The 18470-nt window shown below is 52.8% G+C and carries 16 protein-coding genes and 1 tRNA gene; 11 read left to right on the forward strand and 6 right to left on the reverse strand.

The annotated features are described in order from the left end of the window. Nucleotides 1–18 precede the first annotated feature (18 nt). From KO503_RS05330 to KO503_RS05345, 4 genes are all read right to left on the reverse strand, one after another. Complete coding sequence (locus tag KO503_RS05330; RefSeq protein ID WP_215990532.1) at nucleotides 19–2106, reverse strand: alpha-galactosidase; 2088 nt, start codon at nucleotides 2104–2106, stop codon at nucleotides 19–21. Continuing rightward, nucleotides 2103–2951 (reverse strand): carbohydrate ABC transporter permease, encoded by an 849-nt coding sequence (locus tag KO503_RS05335; RefSeq protein ID WP_215990533.1) that lies wholly within the window; start codon nucleotides 2949–2951, stop codon nucleotides 2103–2105. Before KO503_RS05335 ends, KO503_RS05330 begins: the two co-directional genes overlap by 4 nt. A gap of 4 nt (nucleotides 2952–2955) precedes the next feature. After that, nucleotides 2956–3861: a carbohydrate ABC transporter permease gene (locus KO503_RS05340; RefSeq protein ID WP_215990534.1), complete on the reverse strand. Its 906-nt coding sequence runs from the start codon at nucleotides 3859–3861 to the stop codon at nucleotides 2956–2958. A gap of 108 nt (nucleotides 3862–3969) precedes the next feature. After that, the gene (locus KO503_RS05345; RefSeq protein WP_215990535.1) at nucleotides 3970–5208 is read right to left on the reverse strand and encodes an ABC transporter substrate-binding protein; all 1239 of its coding nucleotides are present in this window, start codon (nucleotides 5206–5208) and stop codon (nucleotides 3970–3972) included. Between the two features lie 124 nt (nucleotides 5209–5332). Between KO503_RS05345 and KO503_RS05350 the strand changes: the two genes are divergently transcribed. The 8 genes from KO503_RS05350 to arsJ all read left to right on the forward strand — a co-directional run bounded on the left by KO503_RS05350 (nucleotide 5333) and on the right by arsJ (nucleotide 13666). Further along, nucleotides 5333–6124, forward strand: a complete 792-nt coding sequence (locus KO503_RS05350; RefSeq protein WP_215990536.1) for an IclR family transcriptional regulator — start codon at nucleotides 5333–5335, stop codon at nucleotides 6122–6124. Nucleotide 6125: 1 nt separating this feature from the next. Then, a complete protein-coding gene (locus tag KO503_RS05355) occupies nucleotides 6126–7187 on the forward strand; it encodes an ABC transporter ATP-binding protein (RefSeq protein WP_215990537.1) in 1062 nt (353 codons plus the stop codon). Between the two features lie 176 nt (nucleotides 7188–7363). Beyond that, nucleotides 7364–8881, forward strand: a complete 1518-nt coding sequence (locus KO503_RS05360) for an ATP-binding protein (RefSeq protein ID WP_215990538.1) — start codon at nucleotides 7364–7366, stop codon at nucleotides 8879–8881. Further along, nucleotides 8878–9555 carry a response regulator gene (locus KO503_RS05365; protein ID WP_215990539.1) on the forward strand — a complete coding sequence of 226 codons (678 nt, stop codon included), beginning with the start codon at nucleotides 8878–8880 and terminating at the stop codon, nucleotides 9553–9555. Before KO503_RS05360 ends, KO503_RS05365 begins: the two co-directional genes overlap by 4 nt. A 147-nt stretch (nucleotides 9556–9702) precedes the next feature. Beyond that, complete coding sequence (locus KO503_RS05370) at nucleotides 9703–10068, forward strand: hypothetical protein (protein ID WP_215990540.1); 366 nt, start codon at nucleotides 9703–9705, stop codon at nucleotides 10066–10068. A gap of 495 nt (nucleotides 10069–10563) precedes the next feature. After that, nucleotides 10564–11412: a helix-turn-helix domain-containing protein gene (locus KO503_RS05375; RefSeq protein WP_215990541.1), complete on the forward strand. Its 849-nt coding sequence runs from the start codon at nucleotides 10564–10566 to the stop codon at nucleotides 11410–11412. Continuing rightward, a complete protein-coding gene (locus KO503_RS05380; protein WP_215990542.1) occupies nucleotides 11409–12407 on the forward strand; it encodes an ArsJ-associated glyceraldehyde-3-phosphate dehydrogenase in 999 nt (332 codons plus the stop codon). Before KO503_RS05375 ends, KO503_RS05380 begins: the two co-directional genes overlap by 4 nt. Next, nucleotides 12404–13666, forward strand: a complete 1263-nt coding sequence (gene arsJ, locus KO503_RS05385; RefSeq protein WP_215990543.1) for an organoarsenical effux MFS transporter ArsJ — start codon at nucleotides 12404–12406, stop codon at nucleotides 13664–13666. The genes KO503_RS05380 and arsJ overlap by 4 nt, the downstream gene beginning before the upstream one ends. Before the next feature lie 224 nt (nucleotides 13667–13890). Here arsJ and KO503_RS05390 read toward each other — a convergent pair. After that, a tRNA-Leu gene (locus KO503_RS05390) sits at nucleotides 13891–13974 on the reverse strand. Between the two features lie 179 nt (nucleotides 13975–14153). On the opposite strand from KO503_RS05390, the gene KO503_RS05395 reads away from it, so the two are divergent. Next, entirely contained in the window at nucleotides 14154–14498 is a 345-nt protein-coding gene (locus tag KO503_RS05395; RefSeq protein WP_215990544.1) for a Hint domain-containing protein, read from the forward strand. 124 nt (nucleotides 14499–14622) lie between these two features. On the opposite strand, the gene KO503_RS05400 is transcribed toward KO503_RS05395, so the two are convergent. After that, entirely contained in the window at nucleotides 14623–16320 is a 1698-nt protein-coding gene (locus KO503_RS05400) for an NAD(P)H-hydrate dehydratase (RefSeq protein ID WP_215990545.1), read from the reverse strand. A 260-nt stretch (nucleotides 16321–16580) separates the two neighbouring features. Between KO503_RS05400 and KO503_RS05405 the strand changes: the two genes are divergently transcribed. After that, complete coding sequence (locus tag KO503_RS05405; protein WP_215990546.1) at nucleotides 16581–16919, forward strand: P-II family nitrogen regulator; 339 nt, start codon at nucleotides 16581–16583, stop codon at nucleotides 16917–16919. A 65-nt stretch (nucleotides 16920–16984) separates the two neighbouring features. After that, the gene (gene glnA / locus KO503_RS05410) at nucleotides 16985–18391 is read left to right on the forward strand and encodes a type I glutamate--ammonia ligase (RefSeq protein ID WP_215990547.1); all 1407 of its coding nucleotides are present in this window, start codon (nucleotides 16985–16987) and stop codon (nucleotides 18389–18391) included. The last annotated feature ends 79 nt before the right edge of the window (nucleotides 18392–18470 follow it).

The following is an 18470-nucleotide window of genomic DNA, read 5'->3' on the forward strand; positions in this document are numbered from 1 at the left end:
CGATTTCAAACGCTAGCATTACGATTGCCGCAAGCCCTTGATCACCCATGTTTGGTTTGGAAAGCTCCACGGCAAATTAAGGCCGTGATGCATCAAATATTGTCCGCTCAATGTCACGTCATGCAGCTTTAAAACCGCTGGCCCGCGCGACAGATGATGCAGCTCATCACGGTTTTCTAACGTGATGCGATACAGCGCATCCGCATCTAGCCCCGTCAAACGCAACGGCCGTGGCAGGATTTGCTTTGAGCTGTCAATTTTATTGGCGAAGACTGCGAATTTTTGGGCATCCTGCGCCAAATGCAGCTCGGCCAAGATCGACGGATCAAGACTATCTAAGCGCAAAATATCGGCCTGCATCAGCCAAGCACGTTCAGCTTTCCACCAAGCGGTGATGTCGGTCAGTGTTTTCGCTTCCTCATCCGTCAACTCACGAGGGTCCATTTCAAACCCCATGTGGCGCTGCGCCGCAATCCAACCGCGAAACGCCATGCTGTGTACCCGCCCAGAGGTGTGACAATGCCGTGGGCCAACATGGCTGCCGGTCACGCTGACGGGCAAAAACATCGACGCACCATGTTGAATGCGCGCACGTTCCAGCGCGTCATTGCTATCAGACAACCAAACCCGTTGCGTGCGCTGCAAAATGCCAAAATCAATCCGCCCGCCACCTGAGGCACAACTTTCGATTTCGACGTGCGGAAACTCTGTACGCAGTTGATCAAGCAACTGGTACGTCCCACGCGTTTGCGCGGCATCGGGTTGCGGCAAGACGCGGTTGTGATCCCATTTGATGTAATCCACATCATATGCGCGCAAGATCGCAGCGATGCGGTCAAACAAAAAGCCGCGCACCTCAGGCAGCGCCATATTGAGCACCATCTGATTGCGTCCCAGAATTTGATCGGCATCACCCAAAACCCATTCAGGATGCGCGTCATATACTGTGGATACGGGGTTGATCATTTCCGGTTCGAACCAAATGCCAAAGCTCATCCCTTGGGTATGAATGTGATCGATCAAAGGCGTCAAACCATCGGGGTATTTGCGCGCATCGACTGTCCATTCGGACAGAGCGCGTGTGTCGTCGTCGCGGGTGCCAAACCAACCATCGTCCAAAACAAACCGCTCCGCCCCCAAAGCAGCCGCGCGGGTGGCGATCTCTTGCAACTCAGGCACGCTATGATCGAAATAAACGGATTCCCAGCAATTGTAGTGCACAGGACGCGGACGATCTGGATCGGGGAATGTGACAATATGCTTACGGGCGTGGCGTTGAAACGCCATTGCGCATCCGTTGATACCCTGCTCGGAATAGGTCAGATAAAGCGGTGCTGTCTGAAATGATGTGCCAGCCGTTTTCTCAGTGCCTGTCGCGGCACCGAACTGCACTTGACGGCGCCCGTCTGGCAGTTCTTCTGCAATCATACGATGCCCGCCGGACCAGCCATAATGAAACGCATATGCGCCACCGCGTGCATATGTGCCATCCAGCTCGGGTACTACAAGCGCGGGGAAATGTTCATGCCCTGTGCGCCCTGTCGGGTTTTCGCGCAGGCGTATGCCCGCAGACCACGATGTTTTCACCTCTTGGAACTCACCACACCAGCGGCCCGCATAGTCAATCATATGGGGGGCGGCTTGCGAGGCAGGCATCACAGGGGCGGCCAGCCAGTGCAAGCGCACGGGTGTTTGCGATGTCAGCGCAGCCTGTGCGACGATCATATTGGTGTCACCGCAAGCCTCGAATGTCGCAGTATATGTCAGACCATGGGCTTCATCCGCATAGGACAAGCGCAGGGATGCACCGTCTTGATCCTCACTGAAATAGCGAAACTTGGGATAGATCTGCGCGCCAGTGGCGTCAAACACCACAAGCCCCACCTGCCCCGAAAAACTTTGCGCGGCCTCAGGACAGATCGACAGTTCGGGATTTTCATCCAACATGCCAGCCGCCACATCCAAGGCACTTGCTTGCGCGAGCATATTCAAATCAGTGTCCGCTGCCAGTACAGGCCCCCAATAGACAACCCGCGCCAATCTGGCGTCACTTGCAACCAAAACGAGCGTCTGCTCAGTGGTATCTAATCGCCAAGTTTGACTCATTTGACGGCTCCGAGTGTGAGGCCTGAAATAAAGTGGCGCTGCATTAAGAAAAACAAAGCCACAGGCGGCACGGCGGCCAGCAAGGACGCGGCCGAAACCAAGTGCCACTGCGACACAAACTGTCCGTTAAGGGCGCGCACGCCTGCCGTGATCGGTTTTGACGCCTCGCCTTGGGTCAGTACAGTGGCCCAGAAAAAGTCGTTCCACACGAATGTGAACACCAAGACGCTCAGGGCTGCCACAGCGGGACGCACCAGAGGCAAAACGATGTGCCAGAATATTTTGAACTCGCCGATACCTTCGATCCGCGCGCTTTCAATCAAATCAAACGGCAAGGCCTTGATGAAATTGCGCATGAACAGCGTGCAAAACCCCGTTTGAAACGCCGCATGAAACAACACCAAGCCCGTGACCGTATCGTAAAGCCCTGCGCTGACAGACAGGTTGCGCACGGGCACCATCAAGATTTGAAACGGCACAAAATTGCCTGCCACAAAGATGAAAAACAATGTCAACGAGCCGCGAAAGCGGTAGATCGACAGCGCATAGCCCGCAAGACAGGCCAAACTTACCGAGATCATAACCGTTGGCACTGTGATCTTGATCGAATTCCAGAAATACATCAAAGCTTGCGAGCGCTGGAACACTGCCGCGTAGTTTTCCAACATTTGAAACTGGCTTGGCCAGCCAAAAACATTGCCTGAATTGATATCAGATACGGGGCGGATCGAGGTCATAAAGACAGCGATCAATGGCAACAGCCAGACGAACAACACCAGCGGCACCATAAGTTTATAAAGGCGCTGACGGGCGATGGATTTGCTTTCAATGGGGGTTGGAAACATGATGTTACCTCTTTTCGTCTTGGTACATCACCCACAAGAAGTAGCTGATAAATATAAGCATAATGAAGAACAAGATCACCGCGATGGCAGAGCCGTAGCCCATGCGGAACCCGTATTCAGATAGGGCCTGTTCGAACATGAAATAGGACAGCACATTGGATGTGCCGTAAGGGCCGCCTTGGGTCATAATCGCGATCATATCGAAAGACCGCAACGCGCCGATCACGGTGACCACGATGGCCAAAAACGTCGCGGGCCAAAGCTGCGGCAAGATCACATGGCGCAACATGCGAAAGCCACGCGCGCCATCAAGACGTCCCGCTTCGATCTGATCGGACGACACATTGTTGAGACCCGTGAGGTATAAAATCATGCAATAGGCAATCTGCGGCCAGAGGCCTGCGAAAATAATACCGTAGGTGACAAAGCGTTCATCCCCAAGAATGGAGGGCGCAGAGGCACCGAAGAATTCCCAAACCTTGCCGACGATGCCAAAGCTAGGATTGTAGAACCATGTAAAAATCAAACCGACGACAACTTGCGAGAACACAAACGGAAAGAAAAACATCGATTTATAAAACCGCATACCAGCGATATTTTGGTTGAGGAATAGTGCCACCATAAGCCCCGCGGGCACAGCCAGCAAATATAGCACCAACCAAATGATGTTGTTTTTCAACGAGGTGTAGAACCGGTCATCGTCAAACAGTTCGACATAATTGGCCATACCCACCCATTCTTTTTCGCCAAGCCCGTCCCAAGCGTAGAACGAAAACCACATCGATTGGAAAATCGGCGCGATGACATAGATGACGAAAAACACGATGGCAGGCGCCAAAAAGACCCAAGGTGCCACACGTTGACGGTTGGCTTTAAGCCAGTTGCGTTGGGGCAGAGCGGGATCGGGCATGGCACAGTCCTTTTGGGCAAGTACATGTAAGGCGGATGAATTGGGGGCTGCACTTGAAAATGCAGAGGACGCCGACCACCACATAAAGCGGCGATCGGCGCGGGAGGATTACTTGTAAACGCGCTCTTGGATTTTATCCAAACGTTTCAAGATCGCATCCAGACGCTCAGGCTTCAGCATGAACTCTTGGAACCCTTCCATACCACCTTTCGCCATTTCAGCTGGCGCATCGCGGTCATAGAATTGCGCAAGACCAGAAGCTGTGGACACTGTTTCAAAGCCTTGGACGATGAATTTGTCATCCAAGTTGATTTCGGCTTTGGAGTTTGGCGGCAATTGACCGATCTCTTTGTTCCATTCGCCTTGAATGTCAGGTTGCGCGATGAAGGCAAGGAATTTGCGCGCATCGTCTTTGTTCTTCGCTCCTGATGGAATGAACAAAGCGTCTGCTGGTGCCTCTTCTGCGCGTGGCAAGCCAGGTGTGATTTCTGGGAACTGGAAGAAACCAATTTGGTCGTCCGTTAGCCCCGCATCTTTCATCGCAGCCACGGCAAAGTTGCCCATCACATACATGCCCGCTTCGCCCTGTGCGAAGGGTGCAAGGGCGTCTTGCCAAGACATGGTCGCGTGATTGTCGACAAAGCTACAGCGCTCAAGCATTGTGTTCCAATTGGCGAATGTCGCGCGAATGCGGTCATCTGTGTATGCAATTTCGCCAGCAGTCAACGCGTTGTGCACCTCATAGCCGTTTGTGCGCAGATTCAAGTAATCGAACACGCCCGCAGCAGTCCAAAGGTATTTGGTACCAATGGTGAAGGGCGTCACGCCAGCCGATTTGAGTGTATCACAAGCGCCAAGCATTTCGTCCCAAGTGGCGGGCTTTTCGATACCGTTATCCGCAAATATATCAGCGCGGAAATACACACCCCATTGGTAGTATGAATAAGGCACGCCCCACTGCTTGCCGTCGCGGCTCATCGTTGGCTTGATCGCCTCAAAGCTTGTGGACAGGTTCGGGTCAGAGGCCCACAGATCAGAAATGTCTTCGAACAGGCCCGCATCTACGAAAGGCGCCATGCGGTTGCCCGGGTACCAAGCTGTGATGTCAGGCGCATCTGCGGACAAAAAGTTACGGATCGCTGTTTTATGCGCTTCGCGGTCATTGATGTTCGCCGTCACATTCACATCTGGATTTGCCGCTTCAAAGGCTGCAACGGCTGCTTCAAAAGCCGCCTTTGGTGCGGGACCCGGATCATCAAAGTTGATCACAAGATCCCCTGCGCCCGCCGCACCAGCCATCAATGCGCTCGCGCACAGGCCCGTCATAGTCGTTTTAAATGTCATCATGCTTTCCTCCCTGAAAACCATATATCAGTCAAACAAATAGGTTTCATTATTTGAAACTTTGTTTTAAGTATTGATATCTAGACATGGTTGCGGTAATGAGTCAATCGTAAATTAGGAAGACAGCATGACCGCAGAGGCAGACATCAAAGACGGAACCGTTGGCAAGGCGCTGGCCCTGCTCGACATTGTTGAGAGCTTCCAAGCGCCCGTCAGATTCAATGATATCTTGAAGCAAAGCCCCTTCCCCAAGCCCTCCACCTATCGCTTGCTGCAAACACTGGTGAGCCAAGAGATGCTCAGCCACAACGAGGACAGCGGCCATTACACCATCGGCTCACGCTTGATCCGCTTGGCGCATTCCGCGTGGAAAAATGCCTCGCTCGCCCCTATAGCAGCGCCTTTTTTGGATGCCCTGTCCAATACCACAGGCGAGACGATTCACTTGGCCAAACTGGACAACGCGCAGACGCTGTACTTGGACAAACGCAATGCGCGCAAACCCATCGAGATGTTTTCAAACGCAGGTAAAATCGGCCCCGCCTATTGCACCGGTGTGGGCAAAGCCATGTTGGCGAATCTCGGCCAAGCCGCACGAGACAAACACGTCGCCCAACAAAGTTTTTATGGCTACACGCCGAACACCTTCACCAATGCGGACGATTTCAACATCGAGCTTGACGCGATCAAGCACCGCGGCGTGTCCTTTGACGTAGAGGAACACGAACCGCACATTATTTGTATCGCTGTGCCTGTTTTGGGCCCTCAAGGCGAACTTTACGGCGCGATTTCAATCACCAGCTCGACCGAGCGCGCCTCATTGCAAGACCTAGAACGTTACAAAACCGATTTACAAAATACGGCACAACAAATCGGCGCAAGCGCCGCCGCTTGGATGCTGCCAAAGCTGGGAGGCTAAGATGTCAGGGGTTAAACTTGAAAAAGCGATCAAACGCTATGGGGCGATGCAAGTCATTCATGGGGTGGATCTTGAGATCGAGCCAGGCGAATTCTGCGTCTTCGTTGGTCCGTCAGGCTGCGGAAAATCCACCTTGCTGCGTATGATCGCAGGGCTAGAAGAAACCAACGGCGGGAATGTGATTATCGGCGGGCGCAATGTCACTCATGTGGATGCCGCCGATCGCGGCATTGCCATGGTGTTTCAAACCTATGCGCTCTACCCGCATATGACCGTGCGCGAAAACATGGGCTTTGGCCTCAAGATGAATGGCGTCGACAAAGCGACAATCAAATCCAAAGTTGATGGTGTCGCCGACATTCTTAAACTTGAAGATTACATGGACCGTAAACCCGCAGCCCTCTCGGGCGGGCAACGTCAACGTGTTGCCATTGGCCGTGCTTTGGTACGTGACCCTGATGTATTCTTGTTTGATGAGCCGCTTTCAAACCTTGATGCCGAATTGCGGGTGGATATGCGGGTCGAAATCGCGCGTTTGCACCAAGAAATCGGCGCGACCATGATCTACGTCACCCATGACCAAGTGGAAGCCATGACATTGGCTGATAAAATCGTCGTCCTGCGCGCGGGCCACGTTGAACAGGTCGGCTCGCCTATGGAGCTCTACACCAATCCCAGCAATAAATTCGTCGCGGGCTTTATCGGATCTCCGTCGATGAATTTCGTCAAAGGTGTCATCAAAGACGGCCAGATCACCGCAGACGCCCTGCCCGGCCTCAGCTTTGCCGCCCCGACACCCGCTGTCACGCTTGACGAGATCACCATTGGCTTACGCCCTGAAAATTTGACACTGGACCGCAGTGGCACAGGCCTGCGTGTTGAAGTCGTCGAAATGCTCGGTGGCATCACCTATGTGCATGCCTTCACCGCAGGCGGCGAACGACTTGTTTTTGAAGAACGCTCTCTTGATTTGCCAAAATTCGGCGATCAGATCGGTGTAAAATTGTCCGAGGCCGATCTCTACTATTTCGATGCGCAAACAGAACACCGGATCAGATCTTAACCCGCAGCAGCAAGGCGGTGCCACAAATATCAGGCGCCGCTTTGCCGCGAAACTAAGGTTAGATATGTTCACTACCACAAGTTTTGTATGCCCTCATTATGGCACGCAGATCCTGCCACCACGTGACGGCTAAAAAAGTGCATCCTCTTTGCACATTTATATGTCAAAGAACGACAATGAGTTTTTTTCGCAATTCCCTCGCCGTTCGTATTTTTCTCGCCATCGCTGCAACCTCCATTGTGATTGTTGCAATCATGGCCGTGTTGGTTGCGCTTTCAATGCGAGACGGCTTTGCGCGATATATATTGCGCAGCGAGCTCGCCCGTTTCGATGCGCTTGAGCAGGCATTGGTTTTGTCACATAACTCAAACGATCAGGGCTGGCCTGAACTGACGGCCACGCCAAAAGCGTGGAACGATTTTGTCAGGTTATATATACCACCACCGGACCTTCCCATAGACCCGCCACCGGACGCCCCTGTTCAAGGTTTACGCTTTGGTGAGCTGATTTTGGGGGGACCGCCCCCTGACGGCCCCCAAGGCGGACCACGAAACGGCCCTGGGGGTAATCGCACGTTTAAGATCGGAGATCGCTTGACTTTGCTCGATGCAAACGGGGACTGGATTGCGGGATCAACCAACCGCTCTAGTCTGTTTGAGCGTCGCGCGATTTGTTCTGATACGGCCTGCACAGACCAAAATGTGCTGGGATACCTTGGCCTGAACGCACCACTGTTGGCTAAAACCGCCAGCGATACTTTCTTTTTGCGCGGTCAATATGCCTCGCTGGCGCTATCGGCCTTGATTGCGTTACTGGTGTCTGCGGGGGCTGCGATCATCGTTGCACGTTACGTTTTGACCCCGATCCGCCAGCTTGAAGCTGGGGCGAAAACCATGGCCTTGGGCGATTATTCGACCCGTATAGGGCTTAAACGAACCGATGAATTGGGCCGGTTGATCGACCATTACAATGTTTTGGCGGCAACCTTGGAACGAACAGACCAAGCCGAACGGGAATGGATATCCAACACCAGCCACGAGTTGCAAACACCGCTGGCCACGTTGCGGGCGCAAATCGAGGCTTTACAAGACGGCATCCGCAAACCAGACCCCGAAACCTTGACGCAAATGCATGCGGCGATGATGCGGCTATCGCGTTTGGTCGAAGACGTGAAAATTTTATCCCATTCTAGGGAAAAAGGTCTGGCACATGAAAAGGGTCCGGCGACGACATTTCACAGCGAGGACCTGTGTGAAATTGCGCGGAGCTGTGTATCTGTTGCGCGTCCGCAAATAAATGACAAAGGTCTTACCCTGACAGTCGATATGCCTGACACAATGCCCATTGTTTGTGATCGCCTGCGCATCGGTCAAGTGATCGACAACCTCCTGCAAAATGCAGCCCGTTATACCAATGTCCCCGGATCGATCCATTTGTCCATCCACTGCGATGGCGATGCTGTACGGATACAGTTCGAAGATACCCCGCCCGCCCCGCGCGACGAGGATCTGCCAAAGCTATTTGATCGTTTTTTCCGCGGAGAAACATCCCGATCCCGCGCACATGGCGGATCAGGCCTAGGATTATCGGTGTGCAAAGCCATCGTAGACTCCCATAATGGCACGATCACAGCGGGATTATCGATGCGAGGCGGGCTTTGCATCACCGTGACCCTACCGAAAGCGACAGCATGACCGAACCACGTATCCTTATTGTCGAAGATGAAAGCGCACTGGCCGAGATTGTCCGTGATTATTTGATCGCAGAAGGCATGTCGGTCGACCATCTTATGGAAGGAACCGAAGCCGTGACCACGGCCTTGCAGAACCGACATGATTTGGTGGTGTTGGACATCATGCTGCCCGGTGTTGATGGGCTGACGATTTGCCGTGAGCTGCGCAAAACATCTGATGTGCCGATCATCATGACAACCGCCAAGGTCGAAGAAATTGACCGCCTGTTGGGGCTTGGATTGGGGGCGGATGACTACCTGTGCAAGCCGTATTCGCCGCGCGAACTTGTGGCGCGGGTGCAGGCCATTTTACGCCGCACAGGCCAGCGCAAAGATGTGCCCTCCACACGCGTTGGGCGCTTGCTTACCAACAGCGAAAATTGGACCGCAACCTTGGACGGCACGTATCTTGACCTCACCCGCCGCGAATTTATGCTGGTGAACGCCCTTGTCACGCGCCCCGGTCGGGTCTTTTCGCGCAATGAGCTTCTTGTGTTGGCATTCCCTGACGATACGGATGTATTTGACCGCACCATCGACAGCCATATTCGCAACATTCGCCGCAAAATTTCCAAGCTGACGGATGCCAACCCCATTCGTTCCGTTTACGGTGTTGGATATGCCTATGACGATTGAAAAGTGTAAAATAATATAATAAAATCATAATAATATAAGATTTTAACTCCCCTGCACCTTCGTTGCATATTGACTGCAAAACAGCTCCTTAATGATCTGGCATATTGGCTTCACCACCACGAACCAATCCCATCACAGGACAATACAATGTGTAACGAAACAAAGAAAACGGTCGCAGCAATAAGCAAGCCACGCAGCACGCACATGCGCTCAGCGCTGCCAACAATGGCTTTGGTTGCTATGTTTGCCGCGTCTTGTACATCCCAAGTCTCAGCACAGGAACAACATGGCCCAAATCCGATGGATGGAGTGGCCGAAGCATTGAACCTTGAGCCAGAACAATTGCGCGGATGCCTTGGCGAACCGCCAGCACGGGGAACGCAGCCCTCAGACAGTGATCGCATGGCCATGATCACATGCTTGCAAGGTCAGAATGCCTCCCTAACCGCTGAGCAAATTGATACAGCGATGCAATCCATGCACGACGCACATCCGCCAAAATCAAGAAGCTAAGACACCTCTCTGCGTTTTCGAACAAAAGCCCGCCGCCCCAAAAGCGGCGGTGCACATGTCATTCTCGATGCATATACTCGATACATTTAAAAGTTCCCCACACCTTAATCCCGCATCGCCTCTGGCGAAATCACCTGAACCGATTGTGGCCGAGGACGCGGCCTCCTATGCTAAAGAGGGCGTGCCCCATAGGGCTGTGTTCATGTGCATTACAAAGGATGTGACCTCACATATAGTCTGGCACCGACACTGGCTGGTCATTCCACAATCTAGTTTGGCAACAACGGCGCCAGCCCCCAAGCGGCAAAGATATCAATCCAGCCAAACCTAAGCGCGCTAGAATGTCTCGCCGCCTACTGAACGCGACTGTATTCCCTTGCTGCGCACTTCTGCGCATATAGCAAACAGGGTTCCCGAGCCTCACAATCAGTCACTTCATGGAACTTTTACAAAAACTTCACTTTTTTAGCACATTAATTCTGTTATTCATGAATTATGGAACAACAAGTCATCACCCGCTTCTCGACCCTTGGCCACCCGCAACGGTTGGCCCTGTTTCGGCTGCTTATGCGGCGCTATCCAGATCGTGTCCCTGCGACTGAGTTGGCGCAAGCGCTTGGGTTAAAGCCAAACACGCTTTCGGCCTATGTCAACGCCCTTATGCAAGCCGGTTTGGTGACCCAAGAGCGTGTTGGAACATCATTGCGCTATGCAATCAACTTAGATGCCGCCCGCGAAACCATTGGCTATCTCTTGCATGATTGTTGCAAGGGACGCCCCGACATCTGCCTTCCCAATGCCATCCCCACCTCAATCGGAGACAGTCCTATGACCGACCGTAAACTCAACGTCCTGTTCATTTGCACCGGAAACTCTGCCCGCTCTATTTTCGCGGAAGCTATCTTGCGAGATCTCGCAGGTGACCGCATTGAAGCCTATTCTGCTGGCACAAAGCCACGTTCAGAACTCAACCCATTTGCATTGCAAGTGTTGGAGCAAAAAGGCCACGACGTCTCGGCGTTGCGGTCTAAGAACGTATCAGAATTTCAAGGCGCAGAGGCTCCTGACTTTGATTTTGTCTTCACCGTCTGCAATCAAGCCGCAAATGAAGAATGCCCCTCGTGGCCGGGTCAGCCAATCAGCGCACATTGGGGGCTTATAGACCCAGTCAGCATTGACGGCACAGACGCCCAAAAAAGCCTTGCATTTCAACAGACCTACGGTGCGCTGCGCAATCGATTGATTGGCTTTACGGCCCTGCCCCTCGCATCACTGGACAGAATGTCATTACAAAGAGCTGTCGATGAAATCGGACAATCGACAGAAGAAGGGGCCTCCACATGACCGTTTATGCCCTCAACGGTCTTGGCCGCATCGGCAAACTCGCGCTGAAACCCCTGCTTGCGCAAGGGGCCAAGATCGCTTGGATCAACGATGCCGTTGGTGATCCCGAAATGCACGCGCACTTGCTTGAATTCGACACGGTTCACGGTCGGTGGGATGCTGATTTTTCATACGATGCAAAGAGCATCACAATCGACGGCCAGCGCCTGCCATTTGTCGGCACAGGCGATATTTCATCTCTGCCCTTGGAAGGCGTCGATGTTGTGATCGATTGTACTGGTGTCTTTAAGACAGAAGCCAAAATTGCCCCCTATTTCGATGCAGGGGTCAAAAAGGTGGTTGTGTCAGCGCCGGTGAAAGACGGGGACGCTGCCAATATCGTCTACGGCGTCAATCACGATATCTACGACCCTGATCACCATCGCATTGTGACCGCCGCCAGCTGCACGACAAACTGTCTCGCGCCAGTCGTGAAAGTCATCCATGAAAATTTGAAGATCAAACATGGCTCCATTACGACAATTCATGATGTGACGAACACTCAGACCATCGTGGACCGGCCAGCCAAAGACCTGCGTCGCGCGCGGTCTGCATTGAACTCTTTGATCCCGACCACGACGGGCAGCGCGACTGCGATCACGCTGATCTACCCCGAGCTGACAGGACGCCTAAACGGCCATGCCATTCGCGTGCCGCTGCTCAACGCATCCTTGACGGACTGCGTGTTTGAAGTGGAACGAGAAACGACCGCTGATGAGGTCAACGCGTTATTTAAGGCTGCATCACAAGGCCCCCTTAAAGGTATCTTTGGGTATGAAGAGCGCCCATTGGTGTCTGCTGATTACACCAATGATGAGCGATCCTGCATCATCGATGCACCGTCCACCATGGTCGTTAACGGCACACAAGTGAAAGTCTACGCATGGTATGACAACGAAATGGGATATGCACATCGATTGGTTGATGTCGCCAAAATGGTAGGAAACAGCCTGTGATCAAGACCTCCGCGCGCCCTGAAGGGTTGTCTGCCTATATTGCGGTCACGGCCTCTTACTGGGCCTTTATGCTCACCGATGGCGCACTGCGCATGTTGGTGCTGCTGCACTTTCATATGATTGGGTTCAGCCCTGTTCAGCTTGCCTATCTGTTTGTGCTTTACGAGGTTGCGGGCATGGTGACCAATCTGTGCGCAGGCTGGATCGCTGCGCGGTTCGGCCTCACATCAACACTTTATGCTGGTCTTGGTCTGCAAATTCTCGCGCTTATAGCCTTGGCGCAACTCGACCCGACTTGGACCATCGGCGCATCTGTTGTTTATGTGATGCTTGTGCAAGGGGCCAGTGGTGCCGCAAAGGATCTCGCTAAAATGTCGTCCAAATCCGCGGTGAAACTGCTTGCTCCGTCGCAAGACGGCGGGCTCTTTCGTTGGGTGGCCTTTCTCACGGGGTCCAAAAACATGGTCAAGGGCTTGGGCTTTCTTCTTGGTGCCGGTTTGCTGGCAACGCTTGGGTTTGTCTGGGCGGTCCTTGGTATGGCGGCAATCTTGACAGCGATCCTGCTGGCTGTCTTGTTCGCGATGCCTTCGGGTCTGCCAAAAGGGCGCAAAGGGGCTAAGTTCTCAGAGGTGTTCTCCAAATCTCACAACGTGAACGTTTTAAGCGCCGCACGGGTGTTCATATTTGGTGCGCGGGACGTCTGGTTCGTCGTGGGCATCCCGATCTACTTTTATGCCGTGCTCTCAGACGGCAGCAGTGAAGGCAACCGTGCTGCATTCTTCTTAATCGGGACATTCATGGCGGGCTGGGTGATATTATATGGTTTAGTGCAAGCCAATGCGCCACGCATATTGCGTGCAAAAACCCGCCCTGAGGCAGACCTGATCACAGCGGCACACAGATGGTCATGGGGCCTAGCCATCGTACCAGCGGGCCTGACCTTAGCCTCCATGTTCGCGGATGGCCCCCAGATGTGGTTGACCACAACCCTCATCGCTGGATTGCTGATATTCGGCGCAATTTTTGCAGTGAATTCCTCGCTGCATTCCTATCTGATCCTGTCCTTTACCAAGGCGGAGCGCGTGACCATGGATGTGGGGTTCTATTATATGGCCAATGCGGGCGGTCGATTGGCGGGAACTCTACTGTCAGGCCTGACATACCAAATCGGCGGATTGACCCTCATGTTCGGTACTGCAGCGGTTTTGGTCGCACTATCGTCGATCACGGTCAGATCCTTGAGATCAGACCAAAAGTAAAAAACGCACAGGACAGCAATCTGGCCTGTGTCGGTCATTCAATATATCCGCCATTCGCAACACGAACACAGGTGTGTTAAGCATGTTTATCTAAATTTTTTGCAAAGAATGTGAGCTTTAGATTTAGGAAAAATATGATTGGGAAATCAAACAAAATTTAAGAAGAGGTCTCTGCCGCTTGCGCATTTATTGCCAAACATGTCTCAGAAAAACCAAAATCAAAATGGTGCGGGTGAAGGGACTCGAACCCCCACGCCAAAGGCGCCAGAACCTAAATCTGGTGCGTCTACCAGTTCCGCCACACCCGCATTGCGTGCCTCATAGCAAAGGCAAAAGCGCTACGCCAGAGATAAAATGAAACTTTAGGGCGTAAATTGCTAGAATAACTAAAAATTAGTGCTTTGCGGTTCGAAAATCTTACCGTAGGCTGCGAAGAGATGGCGGAACATATCGCCACGACTGAGGCAGTTTTAGAAAAGAGAACATCATGAGCAGTGATGATCAAGGGCGCGATTCTGATCGCACGCCCGATGGCAAGACGAATCCCCACGCCCAAAGATCAGCCCGTAAGCGGCTGCGTATAAAGGATATTCTTCCAAGTTACGAAGACGGCATCCTACGTGGCACCCATGTGTTGACCGCGGATGGCACCTTGCCTGTTGAATATCTGGAAGCCGGTGATCGCATCGTGACGCGTGCGGGGATGCGGACGCTGCGCAGGTTAGACATCCCTGCACCGGATATGTTTAAATTGGCGTTTGACCGCGCCGAAATCGTCTATGCGGACGGAATTCAGTTCGATTCCCAAACCGGCAAGGCCTTTGCCGCTTAAGGGCATTAACCCCTTATTTTAAAGACATTGTGTCACTGGGTTTAAACTGTTTAACGGTTTGGTCCCTGCGCTGTTTACATGTTTTAATGTTTTTTTCGATGCAGATTGGCAGCATTGCCGCCGATCATACCCCCAAAGCGGTGAACACTTTGGGTAGTTCTTCGGGCAAGTCCTCGGCGATCAAGCCTGCGCCAAAACTGAGCGCACACTCCGTGTGTAAATAGGCCCCCATCTCGGCGGCATGATAGGGTGAAAACCCGCGCGCCATCTGCCCTGTGATAAACCCTGCCAAAACATCGCCCGATCCTGCTGTTGCCAGCCACGGCGCCGCGCGCTCATATAAAGAGGCGTTAACGGACACCTGACCATCGGGAGACGAGATGACTGTATCTGCGCCTTTGAACAGCACCACACAGCCTGCGCGTTTTGCGGCCTCACGGGTGGCGTCGACTTTGGAATAGGCGGGGCCAGTTGTGGCGGGGGCGTCGAGCTTTGCGGCGACATCTGGAAACAGACGTTTGAATTCGCCCGCATGAGGCGTGAGCACGCAGCCCTGATGCAGGGCCGCAAACAAAACCTCATCTTGCGACAGCAAAGTCAGCGCATCGGCATCAAGCACAGTGTTGCGCTTGGACCTCAGCGCCACATCGACCAGCTTGGCGGCGCGATTGTCCAGTCCCAGCGCAGGGCCAAGGCAAAGCGCATTGATGCGTTCGTCTTCTAGACTGCGTTTGAGCGCCTGCGGGCCATCAACCTCAGAGAGCATAATAGCCGTGAGATGATGCGCATTTTCCAACATGGCAGATTTGGGTGAGGCGACCGTGACCACCCCTGCCCCAATGCGCAGCGCGCCGCGTGCAGTTAGACGTGCTGCGCCTGTTTGGCCAGTGGGGCCAGAAAGCACGAGGGCGTGACCGTGGGAAAATTTATGGGCAGAGTGCTCTTTCCCAAAAAGACAGATGGGTCGCACAAAACTACGGTGATCTTCGACAAACGGCTTGCTGCGCAGCACTTGAACCTGTGGATGACGCATCCGCTTGATCACCCTGCCTGTCTCTTTGCCGTCGCGACCGATTTGAGCGGACATATTAAATTCACGATGTGCGCGCACCCCGATATCAACAACGGAGATCTTTGCGCAAAGTGATGGACCCATCCCAATGAAATGGCCCACTTTCGGGCTATCAAAGGTGACAGTCAAAGCCGCAAATCCAGTATCACCAAAGGGATAGGTCGATTTCTTTTGGTGTCCAGTGATTGCCGCCAATGCAGCGGGCGGCGGTTGCGTAAGCACATTTCCACTGTCCAAACACAGCCCTGAGGGGCAATCGACTGCGACAATCCTATTATAGCTGTCGCCATTTATACCTGTCATGTGATGAATGACTTTGAGCGCCTCACCCTCTAAAGGGCGTGACAGCCCTGTCCCAAACAAGGCGTCCACGATCATGTCTGCGGCTGGGACGGCTCGAAACGCGCTTTGCGTTAAGGGCGTCACCGCCCCCAACTGACACCAGAGATCATAGTTGATGCCTGCGTCTGCGGGCAACTTTTCGGCCTCCCCATAAAGAAAGACATCGACGTCCCAGCCCTGTTGTTTCAAAAGCCGCGCGACAACGAAACCATCGCCGCCATTATTACCTGGACCGCAAAGCACAACTGCACGGTGTGAGGTTTCCGCCAAGCTGGGCCATTCATTGAACGCAGCCTCCACCACACCACGCCCTGCGCGCTCCATCAACTCAAGACCCGTCACTGTGCCAGAGGCAATGGCGGCAGCTTCAATGGCGCGCATTTGGGAGCCGGTAATGAGTTCGGTCATTTGTAGACCTCCAAGACGGGCGGAAGGCCTGACGCAAAAGCCGCATTTGGAATGGCGCGCATTTGGGCAAAGTTAAGAGGTTCGGTCATAAAATACTCAAAATGTTTTTAAACTGCTTCTTTTGAATTCACATAGCCTAAATATTGTGCAAAAAGGCGGGAATCCTGCTGACGGTTTGATCTGGCTCAGTGTAGCCGATTGTAGCCCCATGTGAGAAGTGATCTGACATGTGTGAACGAATTTAAGGGAGTCTAAGGTCCATGAAAAAGATCGAAGCGATCATCAAGCCTTTCAAGCTCGACGAAGTGAAAGAAGCACTGCAAGACATCGGTGTCCAAGGTCTTTCTGTTGTCGAGGTCAAAGGTTTTGGCCGTCAAAAAGGCCACACTGAGCTGTACCGTGGTGCGGAATATGTTGTGGACTTCCTGCCAAAAGTAAAAATCGAAGTTGTTTTGTCTGACGACCAAGTTGACGGCGCGCTTGAAGCGATCGTTGCAGCGGCGAAAACAGACAAAATCGGCGACGGCAAGATTTTCGTATCGTCTGTTGAACAGGCCATTCGAATCCGTACAGGCGAGTTTGGCGAAGACGCGCTGTAAGCATAAAGCGGCCTTTGCGGGTCGTTTTTCCATCCAATACATAATTTTAAGGGGATAAGGTCACCATGAGCATCGAAAACGTTCTCAAGACCATGAAAGACGAAGACGTTCAGTACGTGGACGTTCGTTTCACCGATCCACGCGGCAAGTTGCAGCACGTAACATTGCGCCACACGGAAGTTGACGCAGACTTTCTTGAAGAAGGCTTCATGTTTGACGGCTCTTCCATCGCGGGTTGGAAATCTATCGACAAATCCGATATGAAATTGATCCCTGACACGGAATCCATCTACATTGATCCGTTTTACGCAGAAAAAACACTGTGTATTCACTGTTCTGTTGTAGAGCCTGACACACGCGAGCCATATGAGCGCGATCCACGCTCTGTTGCGGCGAAAGCGGAATCTTACTTGAAATCCACAGGTATCGGCGACACTGCATACTTTGGCCCAGAAGCTGAGTTTTTCTTGTTCGACGACGTGCGCTTCCAAGTGTCTATGAACAAAGTGTCTTACCAAGTTGACGCGCTTGACGGTGCTTGGAACACAGACACAGAATACGAAATGGGCAACACAGGCCACCGTCCTGGCATCAAAGGTGGTTACTTCCCAGTTAACCCAATCGATGACGCGCAAGACATTCGCGGCGAAATGCTGACGACAATGGCCAACATGGGCATGAAAGTTGACAAGCATCACCACGAGGTTGCCTCTTGTCAGCACGAGCTTGGTTTGATCTTCGGCACGCTGACAAAGCAAGCTGACGAAATCCAAAAGTACAAATACGTTGTGCACAACGTGGCGCAAGCTTACGGCAAATCCGCGACATTCATGCCAAAACCAATCGCTGGCGATAACGGCACTGGTATGCACGTGAACATGTCGATCTGGAAAGATGGCAAGCCATTGTTTGCAGGCGACAAATACGCTGATCTGTCACAAGAGGCGCTGTACTTTATCGGCGGTATCTTGAAGCACGCGAAAGCACTGAACGCGATCACAAACCCATCAACAAACTCTTACAAGCGTTTGATCCCTGGTTTTGAGGCTCCTGTTCTGCGCGCCTACTCTGCGTCGAACCGCTCTGGTTGTATCCGTATCCCTTACTCGGAATCCCCCAAAGCGAAACGTGTTGAAGCACGCTTCCCTGACCCAGCAGCCAACCCATACCTGTGCTTCGCAGCGCTTATGATGGCTGGTCTTGACGGCATCAAAAACAAGATCGATCCAGGCCCCGCGTCTGACAAAGACTTGTACGACTTGCCAGCTGAAGAATTGGCAGCGATCCCAACAGTTTGTGGTTCATTGCGCGAAGCTTTGGACGCTTTGGCAGCGGATATGGACTTCCTTACAGAAGGCGACGTGTTCACCAAAGACCAACTTCAGGGCTACATGGATCTGAAATGGGAAGAGGTCTACGCCTACGAGCACACACCTCACCCAATGGAATACAAATTGTACTACTCCTGCTAATCGCTGGATCAGTTCATTCTATGAAAAGGGCGTCTCATGCGAGGCGCCCTTTTTGCATGCCGCGCCTCACCATCGCGTG

Source organism: Pacificibacter marinus (genome assembly GCF_018860505.1).
GTDB lineage: Bacteria > Pseudomonadota > Alphaproteobacteria > Rhodobacterales > Rhodobacteraceae > Celeribacter > Celeribacter marinus_B.